Origin of the sequence: Stenotrophomonas sp. SAU14A_NAIMI4_5, from assembly GCF_003086795.1 — a bacterium.
Classification (GTDB): Bacteria; Pseudomonadota; Gammaproteobacteria; order Xanthomonadales; family Xanthomonadaceae; genus Stenotrophomonas.
The window spans coordinates 2,030,964-2,057,474 of the sequence record NZ_CP026003.1; the positions used below are offsets into that span (position 1 = coordinate 2,030,964).

At 66.5% G+C, this 26,511-nt stretch carries 26 protein-coding genes and 1 tRNA gene; 11 read left to right on the top strand and 16 right to left on the bottom strand.

All coding sequences use genetic code 11. The annotated features are described in order from the left end of the window. Nucleotides 1-671: 671 nt before the first annotated feature. The 7 genes from C1925_RS09620 to C1925_RS09650 all read right to left on the bottom strand — a co-directional run bounded on the left by C1925_RS09620 (nt 672) and on the right by C1925_RS09650 (nt 7,237). A complete protein-coding gene (locus C1925_RS09620; RefSeq protein WP_108770668.1) occupies nt 672-1,541 on the bottom strand; it encodes a DMT family transporter in 870 nt (289 codons plus the stop codon). Nucleotides 1,542-1,591: 50 nt separating this feature from the next. Beyond that, on the bottom strand, nt 1,592-2,656 hold the full coding sequence (murB, locus tag C1925_RS09625; RefSeq protein ID WP_108770669.1) for a UDP-N-acetylmuramate dehydrogenase: 1,065 nt from the start codon (nt 2,654-2,656) through the stop codon (nt 1,592-1,594). An 8-nt stretch (nt 2,657-2,664) separates the two neighbouring features. Next, nucleotides 2,665-3,720 carry a quinone-dependent dihydroorotate dehydrogenase gene (locus C1925_RS09630; RefSeq protein ID WP_108768674.1) on the bottom strand — a complete coding sequence of 352 codons (1,056 nt, stop codon included), beginning with the start codon at nt 3,718-3,720 and terminating at the stop codon, nt 2,665-2,667. Between the two features lie 8 nt (nt 3,721-3,728). Continuing rightward, entirely contained in the window at nt 3,729-4,499 is a 771-nt protein-coding gene (locus tag C1925_RS09635) for a class I SAM-dependent methyltransferase (protein ID WP_108768675.1), read from the bottom strand. A 5-nt stretch (nt 4,500-4,504) separates the two neighbouring features. Beyond that, nucleotides 4,505-4,789, bottom strand: a complete 285-nt coding sequence (locus C1925_RS09640; protein WP_108768676.1) for a DUF4190 domain-containing protein — start codon at nt 4,787-4,789, stop codon at nt 4,505-4,507. Nucleotides 4,790-4,901: 112 nt separating this feature from the next. Beyond that, the gene (locus C1925_RS09645) at nt 4,902-5,705 is read right to left on the bottom strand and encodes an SDR family oxidoreductase (protein WP_108768677.1); all 804 of its coding nucleotides are present in this window, start codon (nt 5,703-5,705) and stop codon (nt 4,902-4,904) included. Beyond that, entirely contained in the window at nt 5,705-7,237 is a 1,533-nt protein-coding gene (locus tag C1925_RS09650; protein ID WP_108768678.1) for an aldehyde dehydrogenase family protein, read from the bottom strand. The genes C1925_RS09645 and C1925_RS09650 overlap by 1 nt, the downstream gene beginning before the upstream one ends. A gap of 239 nt (nt 7,238-7,476) precedes the next feature. Between C1925_RS09650 and C1925_RS09655 the strand changes: the two genes are divergently transcribed. After that, entirely contained in the window at nt 7,477-9,087 is a 1,611-nt protein-coding gene (locus C1925_RS09655) for an undecaprenyl-phosphate glucose phosphotransferase (RefSeq protein ID WP_174213505.1), read from the top strand. Between the two features lie 115 nt (nt 9,088-9,202). Next, nucleotides 9,203-9,637 (top strand): low molecular weight protein-tyrosine-phosphatase, encoded by a 435-nt coding sequence (locus C1925_RS09660; RefSeq protein ID WP_108768680.1) that lies wholly within the window; start codon nt 9,203-9,205, stop codon nt 9,635-9,637. Between the two features lie 66 nt (nt 9,638-9,703). Here C1925_RS09660 and C1925_RS09665 read toward each other — a convergent pair whose 3' ends face one another. The 6 genes from C1925_RS09665 to C1925_RS09685 all read right to left on the bottom strand — a co-directional run bounded on the left by C1925_RS09665 (nt 9,704) and on the right by C1925_RS09685 (nt 15,626). Then, a complete protein-coding gene (locus C1925_RS09665) occupies nt 9,704-11,902 on the bottom strand; it encodes a YjbH domain-containing protein (RefSeq protein WP_108768681.1) in 2,199 nt (732 codons plus the stop codon). Next, complete coding sequence (locus tag C1925_RS09670) at nt 11,902-12,654, bottom strand: capsule biosynthesis GfcC family protein (protein ID WP_108768682.1); 753 nt, start codon at nt 12,652-12,654, stop codon at nt 11,902-11,904. Before C1925_RS09670 ends, C1925_RS09665 begins: the two co-directional genes overlap by 1 nt. Before the next feature lie 3 nt (nt 12,655-12,657). Then, on the bottom strand, nt 12,658-13,341 hold the full coding sequence (locus tag C1925_RS09675) for a YjbF family lipoprotein (RefSeq protein ID WP_108768683.1): 684 nt from the start codon (nt 13,339-13,341) through the stop codon (nt 12,658-12,660). 1 nt (nt 13,342) lies between these two features. Beyond that, nucleotides 13,343-14,452, bottom strand: coding sequence for a polysaccharide biosynthesis/export family protein (locus C1925_RS09680; protein WP_108768684.1), 1,110 nt, complete (start codon nt 14,450-14,452; stop codon nt 13,343-13,345). An 80-nt stretch (nt 14,453-14,532) separates the two neighbouring features. After that, nucleotides 14,533-14,904 (bottom strand): hypothetical protein, encoded by a 372-nt coding sequence (locus C1925_RS21105; protein WP_174213506.1) that lies wholly within the window; start codon nt 14,902-14,904, stop codon nt 14,533-14,535. Nucleotides 14,905-14,987: 83 nt separating this feature from the next. Next, nucleotides 14,988-15,626 carry a phosphatase PAP2 family protein gene (locus tag C1925_RS09685; protein WP_108768685.1) on the bottom strand — a complete coding sequence of 213 codons (639 nt, stop codon included), beginning with the start codon at nt 15,624-15,626 and terminating at the stop codon, nt 14,988-14,990. 119 nt (nt 15,627-15,745) lie between these two features. Between C1925_RS09685 and C1925_RS09690 the strand changes: the two genes are divergently transcribed. The 3 genes from C1925_RS09690 to C1925_RS21220 all read left to right on the top strand — a co-directional run bounded on the left by C1925_RS09690 (nt 15,746) and on the right by C1925_RS21220 (nt 16,581). Continuing rightward, nucleotides 15,746-15,822: transfer RNA gene (locus C1925_RS09690), tRNA-Arg, on the top strand. 379 nt (nt 15,823-16,201) lie between these two features. Beyond that, nucleotides 16,202-16,378 carry a hypothetical protein gene (locus C1925_RS21110; RefSeq protein WP_174213507.1) on the top strand — a complete coding sequence of 59 codons (177 nt, stop codon included), beginning with the start codon at nt 16,202-16,204 and terminating at the stop codon, nt 16,376-16,378. Nucleotides 16,379-16,470: 92 nt separating this feature from the next. Continuing rightward, nucleotides 16,471-16,581 (top strand): DUF3827 domain-containing protein, encoded by a 111-nt coding sequence (locus C1925_RS21220; protein ID WP_216822000.1) that lies wholly within the window; start codon nt 16,471-16,473, stop codon nt 16,579-16,581. A 205-nt stretch (nt 16,582-16,786) separates the two neighbouring features. Here C1925_RS21220 and C1925_RS09695 read toward each other — a convergent pair whose 3' ends face one another. Together C1925_RS09695 and C1925_RS09700 are read right to left on the bottom strand one after the other, a co-directional pair. Continuing rightward, nucleotides 16,787-17,146: a response regulator gene (locus tag C1925_RS09695; RefSeq protein ID WP_108768686.1), complete on the bottom strand. Its 360-nt coding sequence runs from the start codon at nt 17,144-17,146 to the stop codon at nt 16,787-16,789. Continuing rightward, nucleotides 17,139-18,269: a PAS domain-containing sensor histidine kinase gene (locus C1925_RS09700; protein ID WP_108768687.1), complete on the bottom strand. Its 1,131-nt coding sequence runs from the start codon at nt 18,267-18,269 to the stop codon at nt 17,139-17,141. Before C1925_RS09700 ends, C1925_RS09695 begins: the two co-directional genes overlap by 8 nt. A gap of 177 nt (nt 18,270-18,446) precedes the next feature. Between C1925_RS09700 and C1925_RS09705 the strand changes: the two genes are divergently transcribed. The 6 genes from C1925_RS09705 (at nt 18,447) to C1925_RS09730 (ending at nt 25,711) form a co-directional block, all read left to right on the top strand. Then, nucleotides 18,447-21,551, top strand: a complete 3,105-nt coding sequence (locus tag C1925_RS09705) for a response regulator (RefSeq protein ID WP_108768688.1) — start codon at nt 18,447-18,449, stop codon at nt 21,549-21,551. Further along, on the top strand, nt 21,548-22,372 hold the full coding sequence (locus C1925_RS09710) for a CheR family methyltransferase (RefSeq protein WP_108759365.1): 825 nt from the start codon (nt 21,548-21,550) through the stop codon (nt 22,370-22,372). Before C1925_RS09705 ends, C1925_RS09710 begins: the two co-directional genes overlap by 4 nt. Continuing rightward, on the top strand, nt 22,372-22,944 hold the full coding sequence (locus tag C1925_RS09715; RefSeq protein WP_108768689.1) for a chemotaxis protein CheB: 573 nt from the start codon (nt 22,372-22,374) through the stop codon (nt 22,942-22,944). The genes C1925_RS09710 and C1925_RS09715 overlap by 1 nt, the downstream gene beginning before the upstream one ends. Further along, nucleotides 22,941-24,074: a hybrid sensor histidine kinase/response regulator gene (locus C1925_RS09720; protein WP_108768690.1), complete on the top strand. Its 1,134-nt coding sequence runs from the start codon at nt 22,941-22,943 to the stop codon at nt 24,072-24,074. The genes C1925_RS09715 and C1925_RS09720 overlap by 4 nt, the downstream gene beginning before the upstream one ends. A gap of 87 nt (nt 24,075-24,161) precedes the next feature. Continuing rightward, nucleotides 24,162-24,590 (top strand): BLUF domain-containing protein, encoded by a 429-nt coding sequence (locus tag C1925_RS09725; protein WP_108768691.1) that lies wholly within the window; start codon nt 24,162-24,164, stop codon nt 24,588-24,590. A 68-nt stretch (nt 24,591-24,658) separates the two neighbouring features. Further along, nucleotides 24,659-25,711 carry a linear amide C-N hydrolase gene (locus tag C1925_RS09730; protein WP_108768692.1) on the top strand — a complete coding sequence of 351 codons (1,053 nt, stop codon included), beginning with the start codon at nt 24,659-24,661 and terminating at the stop codon, nt 25,709-25,711. On the opposite strand, the gene C1925_RS09735 is transcribed toward C1925_RS09730, so the two are convergent. Next, nucleotides 25,708-26,493: a DUF6491 family protein gene (locus tag C1925_RS09735; RefSeq protein WP_108768693.1), complete on the bottom strand. Its 786-nt coding sequence runs from the start codon at nt 26,491-26,493 to the stop codon at nt 25,708-25,710. The two genes, C1925_RS09730 and C1925_RS09735, sit on opposite strands and share 4 nt — an antisense overlap. Between the last annotated feature and the right edge of the window lie 18 nt (nt 26,494-26,511).

Sequence of the window (26,511 nt, forward strand, 5' to 3'; positions counted from 1 at the left end):
GGCATCCATGCCGCTCACACCCCCTCAACCGGACCCACCCCGCCTTCGACAGACCTCCGCGATCTGTCGGAATGGCATGACGCTGCTGTTGGTGGGTGCCGACCGTTGGTCGGCACGGATGAATTCATTCGATATCTGATAGAAAGATCGTATCGACCAAGGTCGACACCTACCAACAGCCTGTCGCAGTAGAGCCACGCCATGCGTGGATGAATTCATTCGATACCTGACAGATGTGCCGACCAACGGTCGACACCTACCAACAGCCGCCTGTCGCAGTAGAGCCACGCCATGCGTGGATGAATTCATTCGATATCTGAAAGATGTGCCGACCAACGGTCGACACCTACCAACAGCCGCATGTCCCAGTAGAGCCACGCCATGCGTGGATGACTCATTCGACATCTGACAGATGTGCCGACCAACGGTCGGCACCCACCACCAGCAGTTCCCAACAGCCGCAGGAAACTGTCGAAGGCGGGGCGGTGTGGGTGGGCAGGACCGTTGGCGCCATGGATGGCGCCATCGAGCCCCCATGGATGGGTTTACGGCGTGTCCTGACCACCCACACCGCCCCGCCATCCCGCGGAATGCCGCTCTTGATCTTGAGGTTGCCGGCCAGCGGCCGGCACTACCGCAGGTGCAGGGCTGCAAGCCCTGCCGAACAACCCTTACTCCGCCGGCTTGGCCGCCGCCGTCGCTGCCACGCTCGCGGCGCGCCGTGCCAGCACTGCCTCGCGGTGCGCGATATACGCATTCGCCGCCAGGATGATGCCGGCACCGATCAGCGTCCAACGGTCCACGCTTTCATCAAACAACAGCCAGCCACACAGCGTCACCAGCGGCAGCTGCAGGAAGCTGATCGGGGTCAGGGCCGATACCTCGCCCAAGCGCAAAGCGCGCGTCCACAGCAGCTGGCCGACCGTGCCCATCACGCCCGTCGCCACCAGCCACACCCAGGCCATGCCGGTGGGCCAGACCCACACGAACACGGCCGGGACCAGCGACAGCGGTACCCAGAACACGTAGGTGTAGAGCACCACGGTGTCGGCGCTGTCCACGCGGGTCAGCTGCTTGATCTGGATCGCCACCAGCGAACTGAGCAGGGCTGCTGCCACGGCGATCAGGCTCCCGGCGGAAAACCCCGCCGTGCCCGGCCGCACGATCACCAGCACGCCGATGAAACCGACCACCACCGCCGCCCAGCGCCGCACGCGCACGGTTTCACCCAGCCACAGCACTGCGGCGATGGTCACGAACAACGGTGTGGAATAGGACAGCGACACCGCCTGCGCCAGGGGCAGGTGGCCCAACGCCCAGAACGCGCAGAGCATCGAGCCAAGGCCGATCGCGCTGCGCACGAAATAGCGCGGCAGCTGCTGGGTCTTCAGCGGCGCACGGCCCGGCCGCAGCAGCATCGGCAACAGTGCCAGCAGGCCGAACGCGTTGCGGAAGAACGCGACTTCCTGGGTCGGCACGTAGCGCGTCGCATAGCGGATGGCGATGGCCATCAGGCCAAACGCCATCGTGCTGGCGAGCATCAGCAGCGCCGCCCGCGCCGGGGTGGCGAGCGCGGGCCGTGCCGTGGCGTTCACCACTGGGCGCCGAGCAGGCGCGGCTCCGGTTCGATCGGCACGCCGAATTTCTCCAGCACCGAGGCGGAGATGCGTCGTGCCAGGTCCAGCAGTTCGGCGCCGGTGGCGTTGCCGTGGTTGACCAGCACCAGTGCATGACTGGGGGCCACGCCGGCGTCGCCTTCGCGGAAACCCTTCCAGCCGCAGGCGTCGATCATCCAGGCCGCCGAGACCTTGCGCTGGTCATCGCGCTCGGCCGGGAACACCGGCAGCTCGGGGAAATGCTGCTGCAGCACCTCCACCTGTTCCAGCGGCAGCACCGGGTTCTTGAAGAAGCTGCCGGCGTTGCCCAGCACGTCCGGGTCGGGCAGCTTGCGGCGGCGGATGGTGATGACCGCATTGGCCACGTCCACCGCGCTGGGCAGCTCCACGCCCTGTGCCTGCAGTTCCTCGCGGATGCCGGCGTAGTCCATGCGCAGGTCGTGCAGCAGCGGCAGTCTCAGTTCGATGGCGGTGATCAGGTAGCGGTCGGGCTGCTGCTTGAACACGCTGTCGCGATAACCGAAGCCACACTGTTCGTTGTCCATGCGCACCCAGGCCTGCTCCTGGCAGTCCCAGGCTTCGACGGTCTGGATGAACTCGCCCACCTGCGCGCCATAGGCACCGATGTTCTGGATCGGCGCCGCACCGGCCGTGCCGGGAATCAGCGCGAGGTTTTCCAGGCCGGACAGGCCTTCCTGCAGCGACCACATCACCAGGCCGTGCCAGGACACACCGGCGCCGGCGCGGATGACCGCGTGGTCGGCACGGTGTTCGAGGAAGCTGATGTCGCGGTTGCCGAATACCAGTACGGTGCCCGGCAGGTCATCGGCGATGAGCACGTTGCTGCCGCTGCCCAGCACCAGCAGCGGGCCGTTGGCCACGCTGGGCAGGGCCAGCACGTCCGGCAGCAGGGCAGGGTCGTGCAGTTCCAGCAGCTGCGCCGCATTGGCGCGCACGTGGAAGGTGTTCAATCCCTGCAGCGGGGCGTTTTCGGTAAGGGTCCAGCGCAGCGGTGCGGCGGAGGTGTCGTGGCCGTCCATGGGCGCGCTCACAGCGGCGCCACCGCGCCACGGCTGGGCGCTTCGCGGCGGCGACGGATCGCCTCCACGCACTCGGCCACCAGCGACGGGCCTCGGTAGATCAGGCCGCTGTAGCACTGCACCAGGGCGGCGCCGGCGGCCATCTTGGCCACCGCGTCGGCACCGGAAAGGATGCCACCCACGCCGACCAGGGGCACCGATTCGGGCAGGCGTGCGCGCAGGCGACGCAGCACCAGGGTCGACTGGTCCAGCACCGGCGCACCGGACAGGCCACCGGCCTCGCTGGCCAGCGGATCGCCGGCGATGCCGCTGCGATCGATGGTGGTGTTGGTGGCGATCACGCCGTCCACCTGCAGTTCGCCCAGCACGCGGGCGGCGGCGTCGATGTCGCGCTCGCTCAGGTCAGGCGCCACCTTCACCAGCATCGGCACACGGCGGCCGTGCTGCGCGGCCAGGGCTTCCTGGCGGTCGCGCAGCTGGCTGACCAGCTGGCGCAGCGCGGTCTCTTCCTGCAGCTCGCGCAGGCCCGCGGTGTTGGGCGAGGAGATGTTGACGGTGATGTAGTCGGCCAGCGGATACACCTTGTCCAGGCAGGCGATGTAGTCATCGACCGCCTGCTCGTTGGGGGTGTCCTTGTTCTTGCCGATGTTGATGCCGAGCAGGCCGCGGCGGTTGCGCGCGCGCTCGACGTTGCGCACCAGCGCATCGACACCGGCATTGTTGAAGCCCATGCGGTTGATGATGGCCTGGTGCATCGGGAGCCGGAACAGCCGCGGCTTCGGGTTGCCATCCTGCGGGCGCGGGGTGATGGTGCCGATCTCGACGAAGCCGAAGCCCAACGCGAACAAGGCATCGATGTGCTCGCCGTTCTTGTCCAGGCCGGCGGCCAGGCCGACCGGATTGGGGAAGGTCAGCCCGAACACCGTGCTCGGCATCGGCGCGATGCGTGCGGCCAGCAGCGGCGTGGTGCCGGTGCGGTAGGCCAGGTCCAGTGCGGACAGACCGAGGCCGTGGGCGCGCTCGGCGTCGAGCGAGAACAGGAAGGGGCGGGCAAGCGAATACATGCGTCGGTTCAGTCCAGCGTGCCGAGGAAGGCTCGGGTTCGATATTCAAAGGCGACCTGTCCATCCACCGCATGGGCGTTGAACAGGTCCTGCAACGCCGCCAGCATCGGCGCATGGCGCGGGTGCCCGGGCTGCGGTGCGTAGGAAGAAGACAGCAGGCGCCCGCGCAGGGCGTCGAAGTCCAGGTGCTGCACGTTGGGCAGCTCGATCATGCCGCGCAGGCCGGGGCCGAACCAGGCCTGCATGGTGGCGTCGTCCTGGTAGCGCTCGGCCACCGCGGTGTAATCGGTGCCGTAGTCCAGCAGCAGCTGCTCGTAGCCGACCAGGAACGGGCTGGCATCGAGCAGGCGCGAATTCCAGTAGATCAGGGCCAGTCCGCCCGGGTGCAGGATGCGCTGCCATTCGGCACGCACCGCCACGGTGTCGAACCAGTGGAAGGCCTGCGCGGCGCTGACCAGATCGACGCTGGCATCGGCCAGCCCGGTCGCCTCGGCGCGGCCATCGACGGCGCGGAACAGCGGAAACTGCGGTGCCAGCCACTGCTCGGCCGCCGCGCGCATGGCCGCATTCGGCTCCACCGCCACCAGCGGATGGCCGGCGGCCAGGAACTGGCGGCTGGAAATGCCGGTGCCGGCTCCGATGTCGGCGACGAGCGCCGCGGTGGGCACGGCCATCGGCCCATGCAGCCAGTCCATCAGGGCAGCGGGATAGTCCGGGCGGTAGCGCACGTAATCGGCGACCCGGCTGCTGAAGCGTTCAGTGCTGTCCGACGCGCTCATGGCGGTCAGTTCGACAGCGTGGCCAGCCAGGCCAGACCGCCGAAGAACAGGACGAGGACCAGCAGGCCCAGGCCCAGCATGATCACGTTCAACCAGCCCAGGATGAGGCCGGTCAGGGCCAGTCCATCGCCTTCCAGCTCGGCGGGACGGCGGCGGATCTCGCTGCGGGCCATGTGCCCGGTGATGATGGCCACGATGCTGGCCACGAAGGGCAGCACGGTCCAGCTGGCGATGCCCAGCACCAGGCTGAGGACGGCCAGGCCGCTTGTCTGTCGGGGTGCCACGCTCATGGGGATCCTCCTTGGCAGTGCACACATGATAGTGCCTGCGGGCCGGCAAGCCCATGGGCGGCAGCGCGGCAGCGCCGGGCCATGCCCGGCGAGCGCGGCGCGCGACCCAGCTTCAGCCCATCAACACCTGGCCACCATCCACGTTGAGCACGTGGCCGGTGATCCAGCGCGCCAGCGGCGAGCACAGGAACAGCGCGGCGTCGGCGATCTCGCGCGGGTGGCCGAAGCGGCCGAACGGGATCCGCGCCAGGGTGGCTTGGTACAGCGCGGGATCCTCCACGCGGCGTCGGTCCCACAGGCCATCGGCAAACTCGATCGAGCCCGGCGCGATGGCATTGACCCGGATGCGGTCCGCCGCCAACGCCAGCGCCTGCGAGCTGGTGTAGTGCGAGAGTGCGGCCTTGGCCGCCGCATACGGCGCGCCACCGGGACGGGGCTGCTGCGCGGCGATCGAGGACAGGTTGAGGATGCAGGCGTCATCGGAGGCCCGCAGCCAGGGCAGGGCCAGGCGGGAGGCACGCACGGCCGCCATCAGGTCGATCTGCAGGCTGGCCGCCCAGCCGTCCTCGTCGTCGGCCATGCCGTAGCCGGTGGCGTTGTTGACCAGCACGTCGATGCCGCCGAGCGCATCGGCGGCGGCCTGCAGCCAGCCACCGATCTGCTCGACCTCGGCCAGATCGGCCGCGACAACATGCACAGGCGTGCCCTGTGCCTCGGCGTCGGCCTGCAGTGCCTGCAGCCCGGGCAGGCCGCGGGCGCAGACCGAGACCCGTGCCCCGGCGCCGGCGAATGCCAGCGCCAGTTCACGGCCGATGCCCTTGCTGCCGCCGGCGATGAGTACGCGGCGGCCGCTGAAGTCGAGGGTCAGATCCCCGGAGGGGCTCTGACCCGCAGCAATGGCCGAAACCTCTGCCATTACAGGTCGAACTTGATGCCCTGGGCCAGCGGCAGCGAATCCGAGTAGTTGATGGTGTTGGTCTGGCGGCGCATGTAGACCTTCCACGCATCCGAACCCGACTCACGACCACCGCCGGTGTCCTTCTCGCCACCGAACGCGCCGCCGATCTCCGCACCGGACGTACCGATGTTGATGTTGGCGATGCCGCAGTCGCTGCCGGCCGCCGACAGGAACTTCTCGGCGGTCTTCAGGTTCTGGGTGAAGATCGAGGACGACAGGCCCTGCGGCACGCCGTTCTGCATGTCGATGGCTTCATCGAGGCTGTCGTACGGCATGACGTACAGGATCGGCGCGAAGGTTTCGTGCTGGACCACGGCGTCGCTGTTCTTCAGGCCCGAGACAATGGCCGGCAGCACGAAGTTGCCTGCACGATCGATGCGGGTGCCGCCGGTTTCGATGGTGCCGCCAGCGGCCTTGGCCTGGGCGATGGCATCGAGGAACTGCTGCACGGCACCGTCGCTGTTCAGCGGGCCCATCAGGTTGGCGGCATCGGTCGGGTCACCGATCTTGCCTTCCACCTGCTTGTAGGCCTTGACCAGGGTGGCCAGCACGTCGGCGTAGATCGAGCGGTGCACGATCAGGCGGCGGGTGGTGGTGCAGCGCTGGCCGGCGGTACCGACCGCACCGAACACGATGCCCGGCACGGCCAGCTTCAGGTCGGCGGTCTCGTCGAGGATGATGGCGTTGTTGCCACCCAGCTCCAGCAGGCAGCGGCCCAGGCGACGGGCGACCTTCTCGTTGACCGTGCGGCCGACCTGGGTCGAGCCGGTGAAGCTGATCAGCGGTACGCGGCGGTCGTCGACCATCTTTTCCGACAGGGCGGTGCCGGCGTCGTTGACCAGGAAGAAGATGTCCGGGAAACCGGCTTCGCGCAGCGCGTCGTTGCAGATGCGCATGGAGGCGATGGCGGTCAGCGGGGTCTTGTTGGACGGCTTCCAGATGCAGATGTCACCGCAGATGGCGGCCAGGAAGGCATTCCAGCTCCACACCGCGACCGGGAAGTTGAAGGCCGAGATGATGCCGACCAGGCCCAGCGGATGGTACTGCTCGTACATGCGGTGGCCGGGGCGCTCCGAATGCATGGTGTAGCCGTACAGCATGCGGCTCTGGCCCACGGCGAAATCGGCGATGTCGATCATCTCCTGCACTTCGCCGTCGCCTTCGGGCTTGCTCTTGCCCATTTCCAGTGCGACCAGCGAACCCAGGGCGTCCTTGTGCTTGCGCAGCGCTTCGCCGCACAGGCGCACGGCTTCGCCGCGGCGCGGGGCCGGGGTGGTGCGCCAGGTCTTGTAGGCTTCCTGGGCACGGGTAATGACGGTTTCGTACTCGGCCTCGGTGGTGGCGCGGACCTGCGCGATCGGCTCGCCGGTGGTCGGGTTGACCGGGGTGATCAGCTCACCGCCGGTGGCGCTCGACCATTCCCCGTTGCCCAGGTAGGTGCCAGCGTTGATCGCGTCCAGACCAAGGGACTTGAGCAGCTCGGAAGACATGCAGACTCCTGTGTTTCGTTACGTAGTTGGTGCCGCCACGGGCAGGTGGGGGATGCGGCGGACTGAACCGGCGATGGTAGCAGAGGGATGTGGCGGGGCTTGGTGCAGTGCGGGGTGGGGTTGGGGGCCTTGGCGCCAAACGCTTGACGGCGCGGGCGTCACGATTTGAGGCGGTTCAAATCCATGCAAAGTGATAAAAATCAGCGGTCTGCATCTCGGTTTGAGACGTTATGACGTCCATGAACGTCAGCTTGCTGCTATCTTTTGTGACGGAGTTCGGACACAATCAATCGGTATTCAATCTTCCCGCAACAAAATGCAGGCGCTTCCTGGGGAGGCAGGCGCTGTTTGGGATCTCGCCGGATCTGCGGAACTGTCATAGGAGTTGTCTCGTGCTACATGGATCCGTAGAAGAGCTTGCCAGCCACCCCACTCGATCACGTCGACGTGTCGAGGCGCGTGCCGCCCTCGAACTGGCGCTGCGCCTCGGGGATCTGTTCGTAGTCCCGGTGTCCGCCATTCTTTCCCACATGGTGTTCTATGGTTCGGCCGCGCCGGACCCGTCGCAGCGGGTGGTGTTTGGCGCCGTGCTGCTGAGCGCGATGGTCTGCTTCATGATCGGGCCGGTGTACCGGGCCTGGCGTGGACGCGGCCTCGTGGTGGATCTGTGGGTGCTGCTGCTGGCATGGTCCTGCAGTTTCGGGTTGTTCTCCTTCTATGCGGTCCTGGTCGACATGGCCGGGGCCGTTCCCACGCGCTGGCTGCTGACCTGGTATGTGTCAGGCCTGATCGGCATGGTGGGCGTGCGCGTATTGTTGCGGGTGCAACTGCACCGCCTGCGCGCGCGCGGCCTGGATCGCGAGCGCGTGCTGCTGGTCGGCCTGCGCTCGTCGGGGCTGAAGCTGCACCGCCTGCTGCGCGGCAAGCCTGAGCTGGGCAAGGAAGTGGTCGGCTACTTCTCCGCCAAGGGCGATCTGGCAGTCCGTCGTGGCGGTGATACACCCCGTTGCCTGGGAGTGCTGGCTGACCTGCCGCGCTACATGGACAAGCATCGTGGCGAATTCGATCAGCTGTGGGTGTCGATGACCCCGGGCGACGCCGGTGACATGAAGGCGATGCTGAAGCAGATCGAGCGCTTCCCGGTGCCGGTCCGGCTGATCCCGGACACCACGGGCTGGGGCACCCTGAATCCGGGCGTGCACCAGGTCGGCAACGTGCCGATGATCGGTGTGCGCCAAGGCCTGGCGGATCACAATTTCCGGCTGGCCAAGCGCGTGGAAGACATCCTGGTGGCGGGTCTGGCGGTGATCATGCTGGCGCCGGTGTTCGCGGTGCTGGCCATCGGGGTCAAGCTGAGCTCGCCTGGCCCGGTGCTGTTCCGCCAGCGCCGCCATGGCCTGGGCGGCAAGGAGTTCTCGATGCTGAAGTTCCGCTCCATGCGGGTTCATGCGGAAGGTTCTTCGGACAAGATCACCCAGGCCACCCGCAACGATCCGCGCGTGACCCGCTTCGGCGCCTTCCTGCGCCGCAGCAGCCTGGACGAGCTGCCGCAGTTCTTCAACGTGCTGGGCGGCAGCATGTCGGTGGTCGGGCCGCGGCCGCATGCCGTGCAGCACAACAACCACTACGAGCGCCTGATCGACCGCTACATGCACCGCCACTACGTGAAGCCGGGTATCACCGGTTGGGCACAGGTGCATGGGCTGCGGGGCGAGACCCCCGAGCTGCGTTCGATGAAAAAGCGCGTGCAGTACGACATCGACTACATCCGCCGCTGGAGCCCGACGCTGGATGTGCGCATCATTGTGATGACGGCATTCAAGGTGTTGGGCCAGAAGTCGGCATACTAGGCACTGAGGCTGTTGTCGGCGTTGCGCCGGCCCCGTCCACGTGGAAGCGCCCGGTCTGCAGCAGCGACCGGGCGCTGCGTTTCATGTATCGAAGAACTGATGGAAGCCGTAGTCCGTGTTCAAGAATATTCTGGTTGTATGTGTCGGCAACATCTGCCGTAGTCCGTCGGCTGAAGTGATGCTGCGTGAAGCAGTGCAGGGCAAGGGCATCACGGTGTCCTCGGCCGGCCTGGGGGCCCTGGTCAACCATGGTGTCGACGCCACCGCACAGGCGCTGTTGGTCGAGCATGGCCTGGATGGCAGCGGCCATCGTGCGCGGCAGATCGACCGCAGCATCCTGGGGGCTTCGGATCTGGTGCTGGTGATGGAGCGCAAGCACGTCCATCGCATCATCGAGATCGCGCCGGAGGCATCGGGAAAGACCTTCCTGCTGGGCAAGTGGCAGTCCGATCGCGAGATTCCCGATCCCTATCGCCAGCAGCGTGCTGCGTTCGAGCACGTCTACACGCTGATGGATGAGGGCGTTAAAGGCTGGGTGCGCTACCTCTGAACACCCGCGACCTGCCAGGGGCGCGACAGATGAAAGGCCGGGAGCAGTAAGCTCCCGGCCTTTCTTTCAATCGCCGACAGTACGCAGGTTGTCGTAGAAGAAGCGCTCGTCGCGGTCGCCGGTCATGCCGTACAGGCCGTATTTGCGCCCGAGCATCGCACCGCCGTCGCGGATCAGCGGATTCCAGTTGAACGCGGCACGACCACGGGTGGAGCGCGGCAGGAAGCCATCGAGCGGAATGCTGAAGTAGATGCCCTTGTCGAAGCTACCTTCACCGAAGTCGCGCGCCGAGACATTGGTCTTGGTTGCATAGGCACCCATGGTCACGCCGTTGTCGAACACGCGGGCCAGGTCCAGTGTCGCGCCCTTGTCGCCTGCGAGGTATTGGCCAACCGAAAGCGAGCCGATGATGCGCTCACGGGCGTCAAACGCGTAGAAGAACGTGGCGTGGCCGGTGGTGATGCGGTAATCGCGCAGGCCGAAGTGCTGGTCGTAGTCGCGCTGCTGTACCCGGTTGAGGTTCGCGCCGACCGCCCAGCGTTCGCCGCTGGGGCGGTACAGCAGCTCGCCGCCGACGCCGGCATACATCCACTCGAGGTAGCCCGCATAGGCAATGCCATACAGGTCCGGTGCCAGTCGCCCGGCGATGTTGGCCTGCAGGTTAGGCAGCATGACGTCGGAGGTGGTCAGGTACTGGCGGATGTCCGTGCGCACGCGCGGCAGGCGGCTGGGGGCGTTGTACTTGAACTTGTGGTAGTTGTTGGTGACGTCGGCACTGACGGTGCCGGTCAGCCAGATGTTGTCACGCAGGAACAGGCTGCCCGAATAGTTGGCGGCCACCTGGTAGAGGATGAATCCGTCGGGACCGCCGAGGTTCTGCCGGTAGCCGACGTTGAAGCCGCCACCGAACGGTGAGCGCTTGGGCTTGTACAGCGTCTCCCGCGCACGCGCGTCGGGCGCCTGCAGTTCCGTGCTCCGGCGCAGGACGTCTTCGCTGACGGTGCCGTCCAGGTAGCCGGCGAACGCTTCGCGGTTGATCGACAGGTCGGCGATCGGCATGCCCACGCGGGTGGTGCGCAGGGTGAACCAGTCGTAGTCATCGCCGGTCGCATTGGCAAGGATGCGCGTGGCGCGCCCCAGGCCTTTGGCGGCGTGCAGGTAGCGGGTCTGGTAACCATCGATGTACAGCTCGTCACCGCGGCGGGAGATGCGCTCGACACGGAAGCCGGCATTACGCTGCAGTTCGGCAGTGACTGCTGCCCAGTCGGTGCTGGTGGCGGGTGCGGCGCCGGCACCGGAGGCATCGCTGCTGGCGACGGCTGCGCGTTGCTCGGTGACGGCGGTTGCGGGCAGCAGTCGCTGCGGTGACGGGTCGAACGGCTTCGGCGCCGCAGGTGAGTTGCCCGGGTTGCCGCGCAGGGTGAGCGAGAACATCGCTGTGTTGCCGCGCTCCCAGGCAGCCGTCAGCTCAACGTTCCGGGACGGAACGTAAAGCAGGCCCACATTGATGGGGGTGCGCTGGGCCACGTTGAATCCGCGAGGCTCATGCTTGTAATCGTTGCCGTCGTATTCAACCTTGACAATCAGTGAGTCCAGTGGCGTCTGATAGGAAACGCCGCCGAAGATGCCGACGGGTCCCTTGAACATGTTGCTGACCCCAAATCGTCCTGCGTTCGTGATGTCACTGTTCGCGATTGGTCGACGATCCTTGAACCGGTCATCGATGATTCCTAGTGGATTACTGAAGTCGCCTCGATTGCCGATGTAGCCGGTAGCCACGCCCAGAGAGGCGTCGAAGGGCCCGAAGCTCTTGTTTGCGACAAGATACTCACTGGCAAAGAACCCGGTGCCACCCATGTCGCGGACACCGAACGCCACATCGGGAAGCCAGCGTGATTCCCGCCAGATGCGGACCTTGAAGTCGATCGACTTGTCCTTGTAGTTCTGGCTGCCGCTGACGTTGGGTTGCCCGTAACGCAAGTTGGTGACGTTGATGTAGCGGAACGATGCTTCCAACCATGACATTGGCTGCAACGTAAGGTTGTATCGACTGTAGTTGGTGTTGTGGGACGCGGTGAAGCTCAGGTCGCCATCGTCGGCCATCCGCGCGGTCGGCGTCTGCAGCAGGCCGATGCCACCCCACTCGTTGGCGGTGGGCGGAGGCGCTTCCTGGGCATGCAGTGCGCAGGACAGTGACAGGGCGAGCGCGCTCAGCGCGAAACGGGCGGGGCGCGCCAAGCGCGCACGCGTGCAGGGCTTGGTCATCACGGGCTGACTGGCTGGGTGGCGATGAACGCGGCGAAGTCGCTGTTGAACAGCGGATCGAGGCGCTTGAGGAGCGAGGCGCGCAGAGGGACGAACAGCGTGCCGCCGGCGGCAATGGCCTGGGGATCGGCGCGGTTCCACAAGGCGACCCCCAGCTGCTGGACCCGGCCGTCGGGCTGGATCACGAAGATGTCGTTGCGGTCGGCGAGGGCGCTGGGACGGCAGTCGCGCAGGTAGTCGCGTGCATCGCGCTGCGGGATGTGGGGCAGTACGCAGGCTTGCCCGACCGCGCCCATGACGGTGATCGTGCGCGGCTGCTGCGGGAAGCGCAGCGTATCGCCGGCGGCGAGCACCGGGTTGTTTGCCGGCTGAACCTGGATCAGTCGCGCGGAGCTGGTGATCGTGATGCGCCCAGTGGCCGGATGTGCATCGAGCCATGCCTGCAGCGTCTGCGCCAACGCCGAAAGCTGCGGGTCGCTGGAGTCTGCCAGCTGGCCTGCGCCATACTGCAGGCCGGCGCGAAGGCGCACCTGGCTCTCCAGGGCCTGCGGTCGCTCGAAGCTGGCGCCCAGCAGGTAGGCGTCAGCGCGTGGGCGGGCCAGCAGCAGGGCGTCGGCGAGGCGCGCATTGGCCGGCAGCTCGCGCGTGCCGGTCGTCTCGGCCGCGCCTTCGATGCGCACCGGGGTCGCGTGGGCGACGCTGGCTGCAAGCAGCGCGGCGATGACGGCCGCGCAGGAAAGTCGAAACGTCATGGCTCAGTCCTTGGCCGGGCGATAGGGTTTGAGCTGGGTGAGCTCAGCAATACGGCCGGGCGCCAGATGCTGGCGGCTCTTCCAGATGAAGCCGGTGGCCGGATCGGCCCAGTAGACATTGCGGCCGTGCATGCCGCCGCCCTGCAGTTGTTCGTCAAAACGCTGGAGGGTGCGGCGCGTGCCGAGGATGTCCACCTGTTCCAGTGCACCCTTGCTCAGGGTGCCGGTCACGGCCACGTCGACCTGGTAGGCGGGAACCCAGTCATAGCGGCGTTGTACGGTCACCGGTGTGGTCACCGTGCGCAGGTCATCGAACGGCGATGCACCGTCGATCCGCGCGTGCCACTGCTGGCCAAGGCCGCTGCCGCCCAGCAGCAGGCCGTGGCGGTCCAGCTCGAACACCGCGTGGGAACCGGCAAACCATTGTTGGCGACCTCCGTCGATGTAGCCCAGCACGGCCACGGCGACGATGTCGGGCGTGTCCACCTGTATCTGCGGGAAGCGGTTGCTGGCCACGCCCTCGGTGGTGGCCTGTGCCGGGCGATAGGTGATCAGCCGGAAGGTCTCGGCCGTGGACCGGCTGCCAGTGGTGCAGCCGGTGAACAGCAGGGTGGCGACGACGGCGGGAAGCAGCGCGGCAAGCGCGCGGTGTGCCGGCCGCTGGCTGGCCGCGTCCATGCGGGCCATATCAGTTGTCCCTGACTTCGGTTCCGGTACGCGCTGCGTTGTACAGGATGTTGGTAAAGGGCAGCAGCTGGTTCACGAAGCGGTTCCAGCGGCTGACGCCGGCGGCGCCGACGAATACCACGTCGCCCGGCTGCAGGTGGAACTGGCTGCCGGCCGCGAATGCGGTGGGCGAGCGCGCCTCCAGCTGGTAGACCATTGACGGCTCCTGCTGCAGGTCGGTGCTGCCGCGGATGACGTACACCGCATTGCCATTGGCAGTCTGCTGCATGATCCCTCGCGCGCGACCGAGTGCCTGGTTCAGCGAGACGTCACCCGTGCGGAAACTGTACGCGCCAGGCTGATTGACCTCGCCCACCACGAAGATTTCCTTGCGATCCAGATAAGGGACGAAGATCGAGTCACCATCCTTGAGCAGCAGCTGGCGGCCGCCAAACTCGCGGGCAAGGGTTTCCAGATTGATGTTGTACGTCACACCTTCGCGGCTGAGCTGGATGCCCGACAGGTCGGCCTGCAGGTTGTCCAAGCCGGCCTGGCTGATCGCGTCGGCCAGTGTCAGCGGCGAGGTGCCAAGTGCGATGGGCGAGGATCGCTGGGCAGCGCCGGTGACCCAGACGCGCTGACTGCCATAGGTGAGGACAGACACATCCACCTGGGGCGACTCAACGTACTTGGCCAGGCGATTGCTGATCTCTTCCCGGAGCTCCATCGGCGTCTTGCCAGAGGCCATCACCTTGCCGATATAGGGGTAGAACATCGAGCCGTCACTCTGCACGAGGCGGCCGGCCAACGTGCCTTGCTGCTGAGGGCCCGCCGGAACCGTCAGTTCCGGGTGATCCCACACGGTGACGTACAGAATGTCGCCGGCGCCAACCTTGTAGGGTGCAGGTTGGTAGTCGAACAACGCAGCCGGCAGCGACTTCTGCGCGCGCGCGGCACTTTCCTGTGCGATCAACTTCGGAGTGATGGTGACAATTTCCAGCTGGCCATCGCCGCTGTGGCGGTCAATGGATACGTCGCTGCGGCGCAGGTGCTGGCCGGGTGCGAGCGCGCAGCCGGAAAGCACCAGCGCAGTGAGTGCGGCGGCAAGAAGGCGAGGGGTGGTGTTGGTCATGAGGATGAAATTCTGGCAGGCATAAAAAACCCCCGCCGGGTCGCGCCCGGCGAGGGCCTGTGTGGTACGCAGAGCGTCGATCAGCCGCCGGTGCCGCCCGTACCGCCGGTGCCGCCCGTGCCACCAGTACCGCCGGTGCCACCCGTGCCGCCGGTGCCGGGGCCGCCCGGGCCCGGGCCGCCCGGATCGGTGCCGCCGCCGCCATCGTTGCTTCCGCTGGTGCTGTCGCCGCCGATGCTGTAAGCAACGGCAGCAGCCGCCACTGCAATCACGGTGGTGCCAACCACGGCAGCGGTCGAGACGCCAGCAGCTTCTGCGCCTGCGATTTCAGCGGCAGTAGCTCCCGAGGAGGACTCCGCGCCGGCCGTAGCCTGCGCTTCCTGCGCGAAACTCATCATCGGGGAGGCGGAAAAGGCCGCCAGGGCCACAACTGCGATCGTCTTCTTGAACATGGGGAGGCCTGCTCCGTCAGGGAAAATTCCATGGGTATGTTCGGTGTATGAACGTTGGCTGTCAAGGTTTGTGGGGCAGCCTGTCAATGGCGGTTACCAACTGGCGAGGTCGAACTGCGGAGGTTGTCACGTTCGAGCGCCCGCTCGCGGCCGGATAGTGCCTTTGCTGTGGCTTTGACGACGTCATGGGTGTGCAGGTCCGCCAGCAATGTCGGGGTGGCAACAGCTGCCGCAATGGCCAGCAGCACCGCATAGGCGCGCACGGCCAGATTCATTCCAGTCAAACGCATGCCGCGTAACACCCAGAGCGACGCGGCAAAGCCGATTCCGAGCCCGACGATGATCTCGGAAAGGGAATGTGCGCGCAGCGGTACTCTCGACCACGCGATCGCCAGGGCGAGCACGGCACCGGTGATCGCCCAGGCCGATGGCTGACGGCTGCGGCCGCTGGCGAGCAACCAGAAGACCACCGGATAAAGCGTGCTGGACATCGCGGCATGGCCGGAAATGCCGGTGAAATCCCATGACTCCACACCCAGGCCCCAGCCCATGAAGGCGATCTTGCTGGCCAGTGTGACGCTGGCGACCACGGCGATGGCCGCGGCCCATCGCCACTGCAGTGGGCGGAATGTGGCGGGCAGGAACAACGCCAGAATCACGGCGAGCGGGAGCAGGGCGCGGCTGTCGCCGAGGGCGGACAGGCTCTCCCAGAGAGTCATCATGTGGCGAAGGTCGGATGGCAGTGGGGTGGGGGCGGACAGAATAGCGACGTTGACACCCGTGTCGACGGTAGGTGGCTTGGTCCATTCAGCCAGACGCGGTATCCTTCCCAGCTGCCAATGGCCCCGTAGCTCAGCTGGATAGAGCGTCCCCCTCCTAAGGGGAAGGTCGCCCGTTCGAATCGGGCCGGGGTCACCATGCTCCTGGCGGCCTCATTCGCAGTGCCGCCCTTATTCCCCGCATTCATCCGCACCCGATTGCCGGAAATGCGTATCACCCTGCAGAACGGCGAGGCCGTTTGCGCTTACGGTGATCCTGCAGCACAGGTTGGCCGTCATTTCCACGGCATCAACCTGGCCGCGACCCTGCCGTCCGGAGTATCCCCGTGGACCTGTTGCTCGCCGTTGGTGAGGTAGCGCTGGTGGCCGCCTGCCTGCTTGGGCTCGTCCATGTCGCAGACCGAGCCTGGCGCCGTCGCAAACGCTGATGGGGCTTGGCTTGGCGGGTGTCTTCCAGCCGAAATGAATTCGCGCTATCGTCCGCAAATCGTGATGACCATCACGCTTAGGGTGTGCCCATGCAAGCTCGTCGTTTTCGGTATGCGTACAGGAAAGTGCGGGAATGGCATGTGGGCTCGGTCCGCGCCGGTTGGTTGGCGCTGCGCTACGGCCTGACCGGTGACACCGGGCGATTCAATTCGCACGGCGGCTGGCGGGTCAGTCGTCTGCGGGTCGACCGCGACGCGGATTCCTGAATGCATTGGTTCGCATGTGGCGGCCATGCACGCGCACTCCACATGTAGCACGCGAAGCTCGTTCCATCCCTGTTATCACGATGGAGAAAGCGATGAACAACCCCGGCACCCGTAAGCCCTCCTGGCGCCAGAGCAGAGGGTTGTGGATCGTCATCGGCGTGGCCTTGGCCATTTTCGTGGTGACGCTGTTCATGCGCTGGTAAAGGCGTTGAGCCGGCGCAGGCGACCGTAGATCCACGCCATGCGTGGATGAGGGTTTCCGCAGTGCGGACCAACGGTCCGCACCCACCACCGGGGTTGTAGATCCACGCCGCGCGTGGATGGGGGTTTCCGCACCCACCACCGGGGTTGTAGATCCACGCCATGCGTGGATGAAGGTTCCCGCACCCACCACACGGCGGTGATGCCTCAATCCTGCTTCAACAGCTCCACCAGCTGGCGCAGCCGGTAGGGCTTGGGCAGGAACTCCACCTGGTCGGGCAACGGCGGCAGCTGCGAGCGCGCATACCCTGAAGAAAGGATCATCCGCGCGTGCGGCTGGTCGCGGGCCACGTGCTCGCTCAGCTCGATGCCGGACATGCCGTTGGGCATGCTGACGTCGCTGAACACCACATCGAAGCGCTCGCCGCGCTGCATCAGGGCGACGGCTTCGTGGCCATCGGACGTGGTTGCCACATCGATGCCGAAATCGCGCAGCGCCAGGCCGATCATCTCGCGCAGATCGGACTGGTCCTCCACCATCAATACGCGGAGCGGGTCATCAGTCATGGGCGGGGTCCTCCATTGCGGGTAGCAGCAGGCTGACCGTGGTGCCGACACCGGGCGTGGTGGACACATCAACGAAGCCGCCGCTCTGGGTAGTGAAACCGAACACCTGGCTGAGGCCCAGGCCGCTGCCTTTGCCGATGTCCTTGGTCGTAAAGAAGGGCTCGGTGGCCCGTTCAGCGATGTCCGGGGCCATGCCGTGGCCCTCGTCGCAGACGCTTAGTGTCACATATCGACGCTGCAGCGCGGTGTCCGCGTCTGGATCCAGCCGATGCTCAAGCGCGGTGGCCACCAGCACGCGGCCACCGCCGAGCGTAGCGTCGGCAGCGTTGGCGACCAGGTTGGCAAGTGCGGTCTGCAGCTGCAACGGGTCGGTGCTGAGCAGGGGCAGGCCCGGCGCCAGTGCTGCTTCCACGGTGACCCCGGGCGGGCAGGCGCTGCGCAGCCCGGGCAGCCACTCGCGGATCTGCTGGTTGATGTCCAGCGTCTCGCGGATCAGGGTCTGGCCGGTGCTGAAGGCCAGCAGCTGCCGTGTCAGCAGGGCGCCACGGTCGGTGGCAGCTTGCGCGGTGGTCAGCAGTTCGGCGGCGCGGGCGTCACTGCCCAGGCGCATCGACAGCAGGTCCAGCGCGTTGCCGACCGTGGTCAGCAGGTTGTTGAACTCGTGCGACAGGCCGCGGCTGAGCCGGCCCACGGTCTCGAACTGCTGGGTCTGGCGCAGGGCGCGCTGGGCGTCGCGCAGCAGGCGCTGGGCCTGCCAGTGCTCGGTGATGTCGCGGGTGATCTTGACGAAACCCAGCAGCTCGCCGTTCTCGCGCACCGCCTCGATGACGATGCTGGCCCTGAACGACGAGCCATCGCGGCGTACCCGCCAGCCCTCGCTGGCCACGTGGCCGTTCTGTGCGGCCAGGTGCAGCAGGCGCTGCGGCTCGCCGGCCTCGCGTTCATCGGCCAGGTAGAAGCGGCTGAAGTGGGTGCCGATGACTTCGTCGGCACGGTAGCCCTTGATCCGCTCGGCGCCCGGGTTCCAGCTGCAGACCATACCCTGAGGATCGAGCAGGTACAGGGCATGGTCGCGAACGCTGTCGATCAGCAATCGCAGTTGTCGGGACGTGTCCGTAAGCACGGAGGGCGTAGAAGCAAGAGCGTCCACGTAAAATCAGTAATACCCCTGTAAGGGCTGCGACCGTAGGCAGGCGAGCGTGAAGGATTTGTGCACGCGACACCTGTGCCATTGGTCGTATGCGGCTGAATGCGACAGGGAGTAACATCATCGGCCTTTCGTGTTTTGGAACCTGCCTGCATGCGTCCTGGTGCAACAACGCGTGACCGCTGGATCTGGATGGCTGCCGCCGTGTTGCTGGCAGTGACCATCGCCATGGAACTGGTGGTTCCGCTGGGCTATGCGGCCTGGCTGACCTATTTCATGGCCGTCGGCGTCACCGTGTTCCAGCGCAGTGCACGGGCGCCATTCATCGTTGCGGTGATCGCCTGCGGCCTGCTGGCCATCGGCTACAACGTGGCACCGGCCAGCACCAATTCCTCGTTCTCCCTGGTCAACCGGTCCATCGGTGGCATTGGCTTCCTGATGATCGCGCTGATCGTCTCGCGCGCCATCACTGCCCGGCGCGAGGCAATGCGTGCGCTGTGGCTGCAGGAAGCCGAAAACGCCGTGTCGATGAGCCTGCGTGGCGACCTGGGGCCCGAACAGATTGCCGATGCGGCGATGGTCAGCCTGGCCGCACAGCTGCAGGCCGATGTGGGCGTGATGTATCGCATCGAAGGCGGTCGGCTGCAGTTGACCGGGGGCGTCTCGCTGCCGAGTGGGCTGTCGTCTTCGGTGACGTTGCAGGAGGGGCTGCTGGGCCAGACCGCGCGCGACCAGCAGATCCGCCATGTGCAGGGCGACGACCAGCATGCATTGCAGCTGCAATCCAGCCTGGGCCAGGTGACGGTGCGCGAGCGCATCCTGGCGCCGATCAGCAGCGATGGCGCGGTGGTGGGCGTGGTCGAACTGGGCCGTGCCCAGGCCGCGGGCCAGCGCACGCTGGATGCGGAGCTGCTGGAGCGCTGCGGCGAGACGCTCGGCATGGCGCTGCGAGCCTCGCTGCTGCGCGCGCAGCTGGTCGTGCTGCTGGAAGAATCGCAGCGGCAGGGCGAAGAACTTCAGGCCCAGCAGGAAGAACTGCGCGTGGCCAATGAGGAGCTGGAAGAGCAGAGCCGCAGCCTGATGCAGTCGCAGTCCAGCCTTGAACAGCAGCAGGTCGAGCTGGAACAGAGCAACGTGCAGCTGGAAGAGCGTACCCACGAGCTGGAAGCGCAGAAGCAGGCGCTGCTGGTGGCGCAGGGCCAGCTGGTGCGCAACAGCAACGAGCTGGCGGCGACTTCGCGCTACAAGTCCGAATTCCTGGCCAACATGTCGCACGAACTGCGCACGCCGCTGAACAGCTCGCTGATCCTGGCCAAGCTGCTGGCGGACAACAAGGACGGCACGCTGACCGAGGAACAGGTCAAGTACGCCCGCGCGATCCTGTCGTCCAACAACGACCTGCTGGCGCTGATCAACGACATCCTCGATCTGTCGCGCATCGAAGCCGGTCATGTGGAACTGGCTGACGAAGTGGTGGTGGTCGACAGCGTACTGCAGCGCCTGCGCGAGACGTTCGAGCCGATGGCCCGGCAGAAGGGCCTGGCCCTGCAGATCGAGGCCGACGCGCTGGCGCCGACCCAGCTGGTGGCCGACAACCAGCGCATGCAGCAGATCCTGAAGAACCTGCTGGCCAATGCCGTGAAGTTTACCGAGCACGGCAAGGTCAGCCTGCACGTGCGTGCGGGTGGCAATGGCCGCATCCGCTTCGAAGTCTGCGATTCGGGCATCGGCATCGCCCGTGACCAGCTGCAGGTGATCTTCGAAGCCTTCCGCCAGGCCGATGGCAGCACCCGTCGCCGCTACGGTGGCACCGGCCTGGGTCTGTCGATCTCACGCGACCTGGCCGTGCGCATGGGCGGCGACATCCAGGTGGACAGCGAGCCGGGTCGCGGCAGCTGCTTCATCCTGGAACTGCCGTTGCAGGGTGCACCGGCCAGCGATGTGCCGGCCGAGCCGGCCGCGATGGCGCCGGCGCCGATGGCGTCAGTGCAGAACGTCGCCGCTGCCGCACCGCTGGCGATGGCCGCCGCACCGGCGGTGGCCGGCACCAGCGTTGCCGATGATCGTGGCCGTCGCCAGCGTGCCGGGCGCCTGATCCTGGCAGTGGAAGACGATGCCAGCTTCGCCGAGGCACTGGTGTCGCTGGCACATGAACTTGATTTCGACTGCGTGGTGGCGACCACCGCCGAAGAGGCGCTGACCCTGGCCAGCGAGCTGCGGCCGAACGGGATCCTGCTCGATATCGGCCTGCCGGACGTGTCCGGCCTGAGCGTGCTCGAACGCCTCAAGCGCAACCCGGAAACCCGCCACATTCCCGTGCACGTGGTCTCGGGTATGGACCGCAGCCAGGTGGCGCGCGAGCTGGGAGCGATCGGTTACGCAGTGAAGCCCGCGACCCGCGAGCGGTTGGCCGCTGCCATCGAGCAGCTGGAACAGACCAGCCAGCGTGATGTGCGCCGCCTGCTGATCGTCGAGGACGACAGCGATCTGCGCCGCAACCTGGAGCTGCTGCTGGGCCGCGACCAGCTGCAGATCGTGGCGGTGGGTACCCTGGCCGCTGCGGTGGAGCAGCTGAGCACGGTGACCTTCGACTGCATGGTGATGGACCTGTCGCTGCCCGACGGCAGTGGCTACGACCTGCTGGAGCACATGGCCGGCAACGATGACGTCGGCTTCCCGCCGGTGATCGTCTACACCGGTCGCGCGCTCAGCCGTGAGGAAGAGCAGCGCCTGCGCCGTTATTCCAAGAGCATCATCATCAAGGGCGCACGCTCGCCCGAGCGCCTGCTGGACGAGGTGACCCTGTTCCTGCACAGCGTCGAGGCCAGCCTGCCCAGCGACCAGCAGCGCCTGCTGCGTGAGGCCCGCCGCCGCGACACTGTGCTCGATGGCCGCACCGTCCTGCTGGCAGAGGACGATGTGCGCAACATCTTCGCCCTGTCCAGCGTGCTCGAGCCGCTGGGCGTGACCCTGGAGATCGCGCGCAATGGTCAGGAAGCAGTGGATCGCCTGGCCCAGCGCGAGGTCGACCTGGTGTTGATGGACATCATGATGCCGGAGAAGGATGGCCTGACCGCCATGCGCGAGATCCGTGCGCAGCGCCACCTGCAGGACCTGCCGATCATCGCGCTGACCGCCAAGGCCATGCCCGATGACCGCGAACGCTGCCTGCAGGCCGGTGCCAACGACTACATTGCCAAGCCAATCGACGTCGACAAGCTGGTCTCGCTGTGCCGGGTCTGGTGCTCGCGCCAATGAATGAGCAGGCGCTGTTCGACCTGGAGCTGAAGGTCCTGCTGGAGGCGCTGTACCAGCGCTACCACTACGACTTCCGCAGCTACGCGGTGTCTTCGCTGCGGCGGCGCATCCGCCAGGCCATGCAGCGCTATGACTGCGAACGCCTGGTCGACCTCCAGCACCGGCTGCTGCACGAGCCGGATCTGTTCGCCCAGGCGATGCAGTTCTTCACCGTGCAGGTCTCGGAAATGTTCCGTGACCCGGCCTATTTCAAGCAGCTGCGCGAGCAGGTGGTGCCGGTGCTGCGCACCTACCCGTCGGTAAAGCTGTGGGTGGCCGGCTGCAGTACCGGTGAAGAAGTGTGGTCGCTGGCCATCCTGCTGCACGAGGAAGGGCTGCTGGAGCGCAGCATCGTCTACGCCACCGACATCAACCCGGCAGCGCTGGCCACCGCGGAAGCTGGTGCCTACAGCATCGACCGCCTGGCCCAGTTCAGCCGCAATTACCTGGCTGCCGGCGGTACCGGTTCGCTGTCCGATTACTACGCCACCGCCTACGACGGTGCGGTGTTCGATCGCCAGCTGCGCCGCAACGTGGTGTTTGCCGACCACAGCCTGGCCACCGACACGGTGTTCTCCGAAGTGCACCTGGTCTCGTGCCGCAACGTGCTGATCTATTTCAACCGCGACCTGCAGGATCGCGCCGTGGGGCTGTTCCGCGAGGCGCTTGTGCATCGTGGTTTCCTCGGCCTGGGCAGCAAGGAATCGCTACAGTTCGGCCGCCACCATGATGCGTTCGAAGCCTGCTCGCGCGAGCATCGGCTGTACCGGAAGGTCGTTTGATGGCCGCCCCGCGTCCGCAACTGCTGGTCGTCGGCGCCTCTGCCGGTGGCGTGGCTGCGCTGCAGGCGCTGCTGGGCGCGCTGCCGGCCGGTCTGCCGATACCCGTGCTGGTGGTGCTGCATCTGCCGCGTGACCGCAGCAGCCGCATCGCCGAAGTGCTGGCGCCGTACTGCGCGCTGCAGGTGCGCGAGGCGGAGGACAAGCAGCCGCTGCAGGCAGCGACGGTGACCTTCGCGGCACCCGATTACCATCTGCTGGTCGAGGACGCGCAGACCATCGCGCTGTCGATGGATGAGCCGGTGCTGTTCTCGCGCCCGGCCATCGACCCGTTGTTTGAATCCGCCGCGGCCGTGTTCGGGCCGCAGCTGCTGGCGGTGCTGCTGACCGGTGCCAGCAGCGATGGCAGTGAAGGGGTGGCCGCGGTGCGATCCGCCGGTGGCCGTGCCTGGTTGCAATGCCCCGAGGAGGCCGAGGCATCGATGATGCCGGCCTCCGCCCTGCAGCACGCCGGCGCAGATGCCGTGCTGCCTCTTGAATTGATGTGCCGTCGCTTGAAGGAGTTGTTCGCATGAACCTGCTGCCACCGGACCCTGCGCAGTCGCAGACCCCGGTCAACCTGCTGATCGTCGATGACGTGCCGCAGAACCTGGTAGCCATGCAGGCGCTGCTGCGCCGCGAGGGCGTCAACCTGCTGCTGGCCGGCTCGGGCGCACAGGCGCTGGAGCTGCTGCTGGAGCATGAAGTGGCGCTGGCGCTGCTGGACGTGCACATGCCGGAGATCGATGGCTTCACCCTGGCCGAGCTGATGCGCGGCTCGCAGCGCAGCCGCGATGTGCCGATCATCTTCCTGACCGCCTCGCCGGATGATCCAGTGCGTGCGTTCAAGGGCTACGAAAGCGGTGCGGTCGATTTCCTGCACAAGCCGGTGGCGCCGCAGGTGATCCTGAGCAAGGTCAATGTGTTCATCGAGCTTTACCAGCAGCGCCAGCTGCTGAAGGCGCGCAACGAGGCGCTGGAGCGCGCGTTGAAGTTGAACGAGACGATGGCCGCCGTGCTGACCCACGATCTGCGCACGCCGCTGTCGGCCATCCTGCTTTGCGCCGACAAGCTGTCGCTGGAACTGCCGCCGGGCAACACCAGTGCGCAGCAGACCCTGCAGCACCTGGAAGCCAGCACCGTGCGCATGGCGCGCATGGTCGAGCAGCTGCTGGATTTCTCGCGCATCCGCAGCGGCGGACTGCGCCTGGAGGCCAATGCCTGCGACATGGAAGAACTGGCGCGTGCGGTGATCGCCGAAGCCGGCAGCGCGCACGGCAGCGATCGCATCGCCTTCGAAGCCACTGGTGATGCCACCCTGCACGGCGACATGGATCGCCTGGGGCAGGTGGTGGCCAACCTGGTCGGCAATGCGATCACCCATGGGGGCAACGATGTGGTGCGGGTTGCCGTCGATGGCAGCGATTCGCGTGTGGTGACCCTGCGCGTGCGCAATGTCGGGCACATCGAGGAAGCACTGCTGCCGCGCCTGTTCGAGCCGTTCAAGGCCAGCTTCCACCAGAGCAAGGGGCTGGGCCTTGGCCTGTACATCGTCGATCAGTTCGTGGCCGCACACGGTGGACGCCTGAGTGCACGCAACGAGCAGGGGCAGGTGGTGTTCGAAGCGGTGCTGCCGCGGCGTGCCGACGCGCGCATCAGCCGTTAACTGAATTCTTCAGGGAGCGCGGGGGAGAACTGAGACGGGCTCGTCCGTAGCTGCTACCGTGGCCGCTCACGTTGCCAAGGAAGATTCATGCCACTACGCGCCATTGCCTACGTCAGCCAGGCCCGGCCGGACCTTTCCGCCGAACGCCTGCAGACGTTGGTGAACGATGCCACCCGGTTCAACCGGATGGCCGGGGTGACGGGCGTGTTGTTGCACGATGGGCAGCGTTTCCTGCAGTACATCGAAGGGCCGCCCGATGGCATCGATTCGGTGTACGAGCGCATCCTGCAGGCGGGCAGCCACGTGGACATCGTCGAACTGGCGCGCGGGCGGTTGGGCCAGCGCCAGTTTCCGTACTGGTCGATGCGCGCGTTGCCGGTCGATGCGCTGAAGCTGCGCCAGCTGGCCAGCAGTGACTGGTCCGGTTTCTCGCGCACGGTGGAGGGCGAGCAAGCTGCTCCCACGGCGGTGGATCTTCTGAGCGCCCTCGTGCGCCCGATGCTCAGCGCCGGGTAGCGTCGAGCTTCACCCCGCTGTCACCGTTGCCGGGTTCCTATCGGGCTTCCTGGGGAAGGGAGCACGGCATGAAGCGGATGAAGTGGCAGGGCAGGGCGGCGATGGCCATGGCGCTGGCGGCGGCGATGGTTCCTGCATGGGCGTGCACGCGCGCGGTCTATCTGGGTGACAACGGCGATGTGATCACCGCCCGGTCGATGGACTGGAAGGTGGACGTTGCCACCAACCTGTATGTCCTGCCGCGCGGCATCGAACGTACCGGCCAGGCCGGACCGAAGTCGGCGAAGTGGACCGCGCGCTACGGCAGCGTGGTGGCGACCGGCTACGACGTGTCCACCACTGACGGCATGAACGAGAAGGGCCTGGTCGCCAACCTGCTGTGGCTGGTTGAATCGGAGTATCCGCAGCAGCGTGGCAACAAGCCGGGGCTGGCCATTTCGCTGTGGGCGCAGTACGTGCTGGACAATTTCGACAGCGTGGCCGAGGCCGTGGCTGCACTGGAGCGCGAGCCGTTTGCCATCGTCACCGACAAGGTGCCCGGTGAGGACCGCCAGGCGACCCTGCATCTTTCGCTGTCTGATGCCACCGGCGACAGCGCCATCATCGAATACATCGGCGGGCGCCAGGTTATCCATCACGACCGCCGCTACCAGGTGATGACGAACTCGCCGATCTTCGATCAGCAGCTGGCGCTCAATGCTTACTGGAAGAGCATCGGCGGCACGGTGATGCTGCCGGGTACCAACCGCTCGGCCGATCGTTTCGCACGCGCCTCGTTCTACATCAATGCCATTCCCAAGGCCGAGGATCCGGTGGAGGCGCTGGCCAGTGTGTTCAGCGTCATCCGCAACGTATCGGTGCCGTTTGGCATCACCACGCCGGGCGAGCCGAACATCTCTTCCACGCGCTGGCGCACGGTGGCCGACCACAAGCGCCGGCTGTACTTCTTCGAATCGGCGCTGACGCCCAATACGTTCTGGGTCGATCTGAACAAGGTCGATTTCGGCGGGCAGGTACTCAAGCTCGACCTGGGCCGGGACCAGCGCAACACCTTCTCCGGTGATGCGCTGTCGCAGTTCGTGCCGAGCAAGCCGTTCACCTTCCTCGGCACCGACGGCTAGGGCGCGCGGCTGTCGTCCTTCGGATAGACCGCGAGGATGTCGCAGCCTGGGCGGGCCATGCTGGGAGTGTAGGTGCGGCCGTCATTCTCGATGCCCGAGGGCATCAGCACGATGCGGTCGCGGGGGTTGCCGCAGATCAGGCCGTTCTGCAGGCCGGACTGGAAGTCCACGTCGGTGGCGCCGGCAAGAATCGAACAGCTGCTGGCCAGCTCCACGTGGTAATAGCGATGGCCACCATTGCGGCGTGGGTTGGTTTCCACCACCACGCCTTCCGGGCTTTCGCTCCAGCCGCGCACGTTGCGGGTGGCGAAGCACACCGCAGACGAGGTCTGGAAGGTATGCGGGGTGTCGCCGCTGCGGCCCCCGCGCCCCTTCGCGCTGACGGTCACGCCGGGCAGGGTGGCCGCGTACTGGCGGCTGCTTTCGCGGGCGATGGTGGCGAAACTGCGGCCGTCGATCGGCGTGACCGCGCTGACCGCGCAGCTCCGACCGTCAACCACCACCCGTTCGCCCGGCTGGCCGCAGGCCCAGCCCTGCGGGGCTTCCAGCCTGAGCGCGTCGGCTTCGTTGACGCCCGGGCAGTCGGCGGCGAAATCAAGGCGGAAGGCGCGGCCCTGGCCATCGGCGACGGCGATGGCGCTGGGCGTGTCCTGCTCCACCTGCTGCACGTCGCGCGCGTCGAGGCAGCCAGGTGCCGGCGGAGTACGCAGTTCCTGTGCGTGCAGCGGCGTCACGACAGGGCTGGCAAGGGCCAGTGAGAGAAGCAAAGGTCGGATATTCATCATGCAATCCTTGCGGGG

What these genes read in the sequence shown, in the direction of transcription:
- C1925_RS09680 (WP_108768684.1), bottom strand. Translation starts at nt 14,452, where the DNA reads ATGACCAACACCACCCCTCGCCTTCTTGCCGCCGCACTCACTGCGCTG.
- C1925_RS09650 (WP_108768678.1), bottom strand. Translation starts at nt 7,237, where the DNA reads ATGTCTTCCGAGCTGCTCAAGTCCCTTGGTCTGGACGCGATCAACGCT.
- C1925_RS09730 (WP_108768692.1), top strand. Translation starts at nt 24,659, where the DNA reads ATGAAGCGGATGAAGTGGCAGGGCAGGGCGGCGATGGCCATGGCGCTG.
- C1925_RS09655 (WP_174213505.1), top strand. Translation starts at nt 7,477, where the DNA reads ATGAACGTCAGCTTGCTGCTATCTTTTGTGACGGAGTTCGGACACAAT.
- C1925_RS09715 (WP_108768689.1), top strand. Translation starts at nt 22,372, where the DNA reads ATGGCCGCCCCGCGTCCGCAACTGCTGGTCGTCGGCGCCTCTGCCGGT.
- C1925_RS09640 (WP_108768676.1), bottom strand. Translation starts at nt 4,789, where the DNA reads ATGAGCGTGGCACCCCGACAGACAAGCGGCCTGGCCGTCCTCAGCCTG.
- C1925_RS09620 (WP_108770668.1), bottom strand. Translation starts at nt 1,541, where the DNA reads ATGCTCGCCAGCACGATGGCGTTTGGCCTGATGGCCATCGCCATCCGC.
- C1925_RS09695 (WP_108768686.1), bottom strand. Translation starts at nt 17,146, where the DNA reads ATGACTGATGACCCGCTCCGCGTATTGATGGTGGAGGACCAGTCCGAT.
- C1925_RS21220 (WP_216822000.1), top strand. Translation starts at nt 16,471, where the DNA reads ATGAACAACCCCGGCACCCGTAAGCCCTCCTGGCGCCAGAGCAGAGGG.
- C1925_RS21105 (WP_174213506.1), bottom strand. Translation starts at nt 14,904, where the DNA reads ATGTTCAAGAAGACGATCGCAGTTGTGGCCCTGGCGGCCTTTTCCGCC.
- C1925_RS21110 (WP_174213507.1), top strand. Translation starts at nt 16,202, where the DNA reads ATGCAAGCTCGTCGTTTTCGGTATGCGTACAGGAAAGTGCGGGAATGG.
- C1925_RS09670 (WP_108768682.1), bottom strand. Translation starts at nt 12,654, where the DNA reads ATGACGTTTCGACTTTCCTGCGCGGCCGTCATCGCCGCGCTGCTTGCA.
- C1925_RS09665 (WP_108768681.1), bottom strand. Translation starts at nt 11,902, where the DNA reads ATGACCAAGCCCTGCACGCGTGCGCGCTTGGCGCGCCCCGCCCGTTTC.
- C1925_RS09705 (WP_108768688.1), top strand. Translation starts at nt 18,447, where the DNA reads ATGCGTCCTGGTGCAACAACGCGTGACCGCTGGATCTGGATGGCTGCC.
- C1925_RS09630 (WP_108768674.1), bottom strand. Translation starts at nt 3,720, where the DNA reads ATGTATTCGCTTGCCCGCCCCTTCCTGTTCTCGCTCGACGCCGAGCGC.
- C1925_RS09685 (WP_108768685.1), bottom strand. Translation starts at nt 15,626, where the DNA reads ATGATGACTCTCTGGGAGAGCCTGTCCGCCCTCGGCGACAGCCGCGCC.
- C1925_RS09675 (WP_108768683.1), bottom strand. Translation starts at nt 13,341, where the DNA reads ATGGCCCGCATGGACGCGGCCAGCCAGCGGCCGGCACACCGCGCGCTT.
- murB (WP_108770669.1), bottom strand. Translation starts at nt 2,656, where the DNA reads ATGGACGGCCACGACACCTCCGCCGCACCGCTGCGCTGGACCCTTACC.
- C1925_RS09635 (WP_108768675.1), bottom strand. Translation starts at nt 4,499, where the DNA reads ATGAGCGCGTCGGACAGCACTGAACGCTTCAGCAGCCGGGTCGCCGAT.
- C1925_RS09645 (WP_108768677.1), bottom strand. Translation starts at nt 5,705, where the DNA reads ATGGCAGAGGTTTCGGCCATTGCTGCGGGTCAGAGCCCCTCCGGGGAT.
- C1925_RS09735 (WP_108768693.1), bottom strand. Translation starts at nt 26,493, where the DNA reads ATGAATATCCGACCTTTGCTTCTCTCACTGGCCCTTGCCAGCCCTGTC.
- C1925_RS09725 (WP_108768691.1), top strand. Translation starts at nt 24,162, where the DNA reads ATGCCACTACGCGCCATTGCCTACGTCAGCCAGGCCCGGCCGGACCTT.
- C1925_RS09710 (WP_108759365.1), top strand. Translation starts at nt 21,548, where the DNA reads ATGAATGAGCAGGCGCTGTTCGACCTGGAGCTGAAGGTCCTGCTGGAG.
- C1925_RS09720 (WP_108768690.1), top strand. Translation starts at nt 22,941, where the DNA reads ATGAACCTGCTGCCACCGGACCCTGCGCAGTCGCAGACCCCGGTCAAC.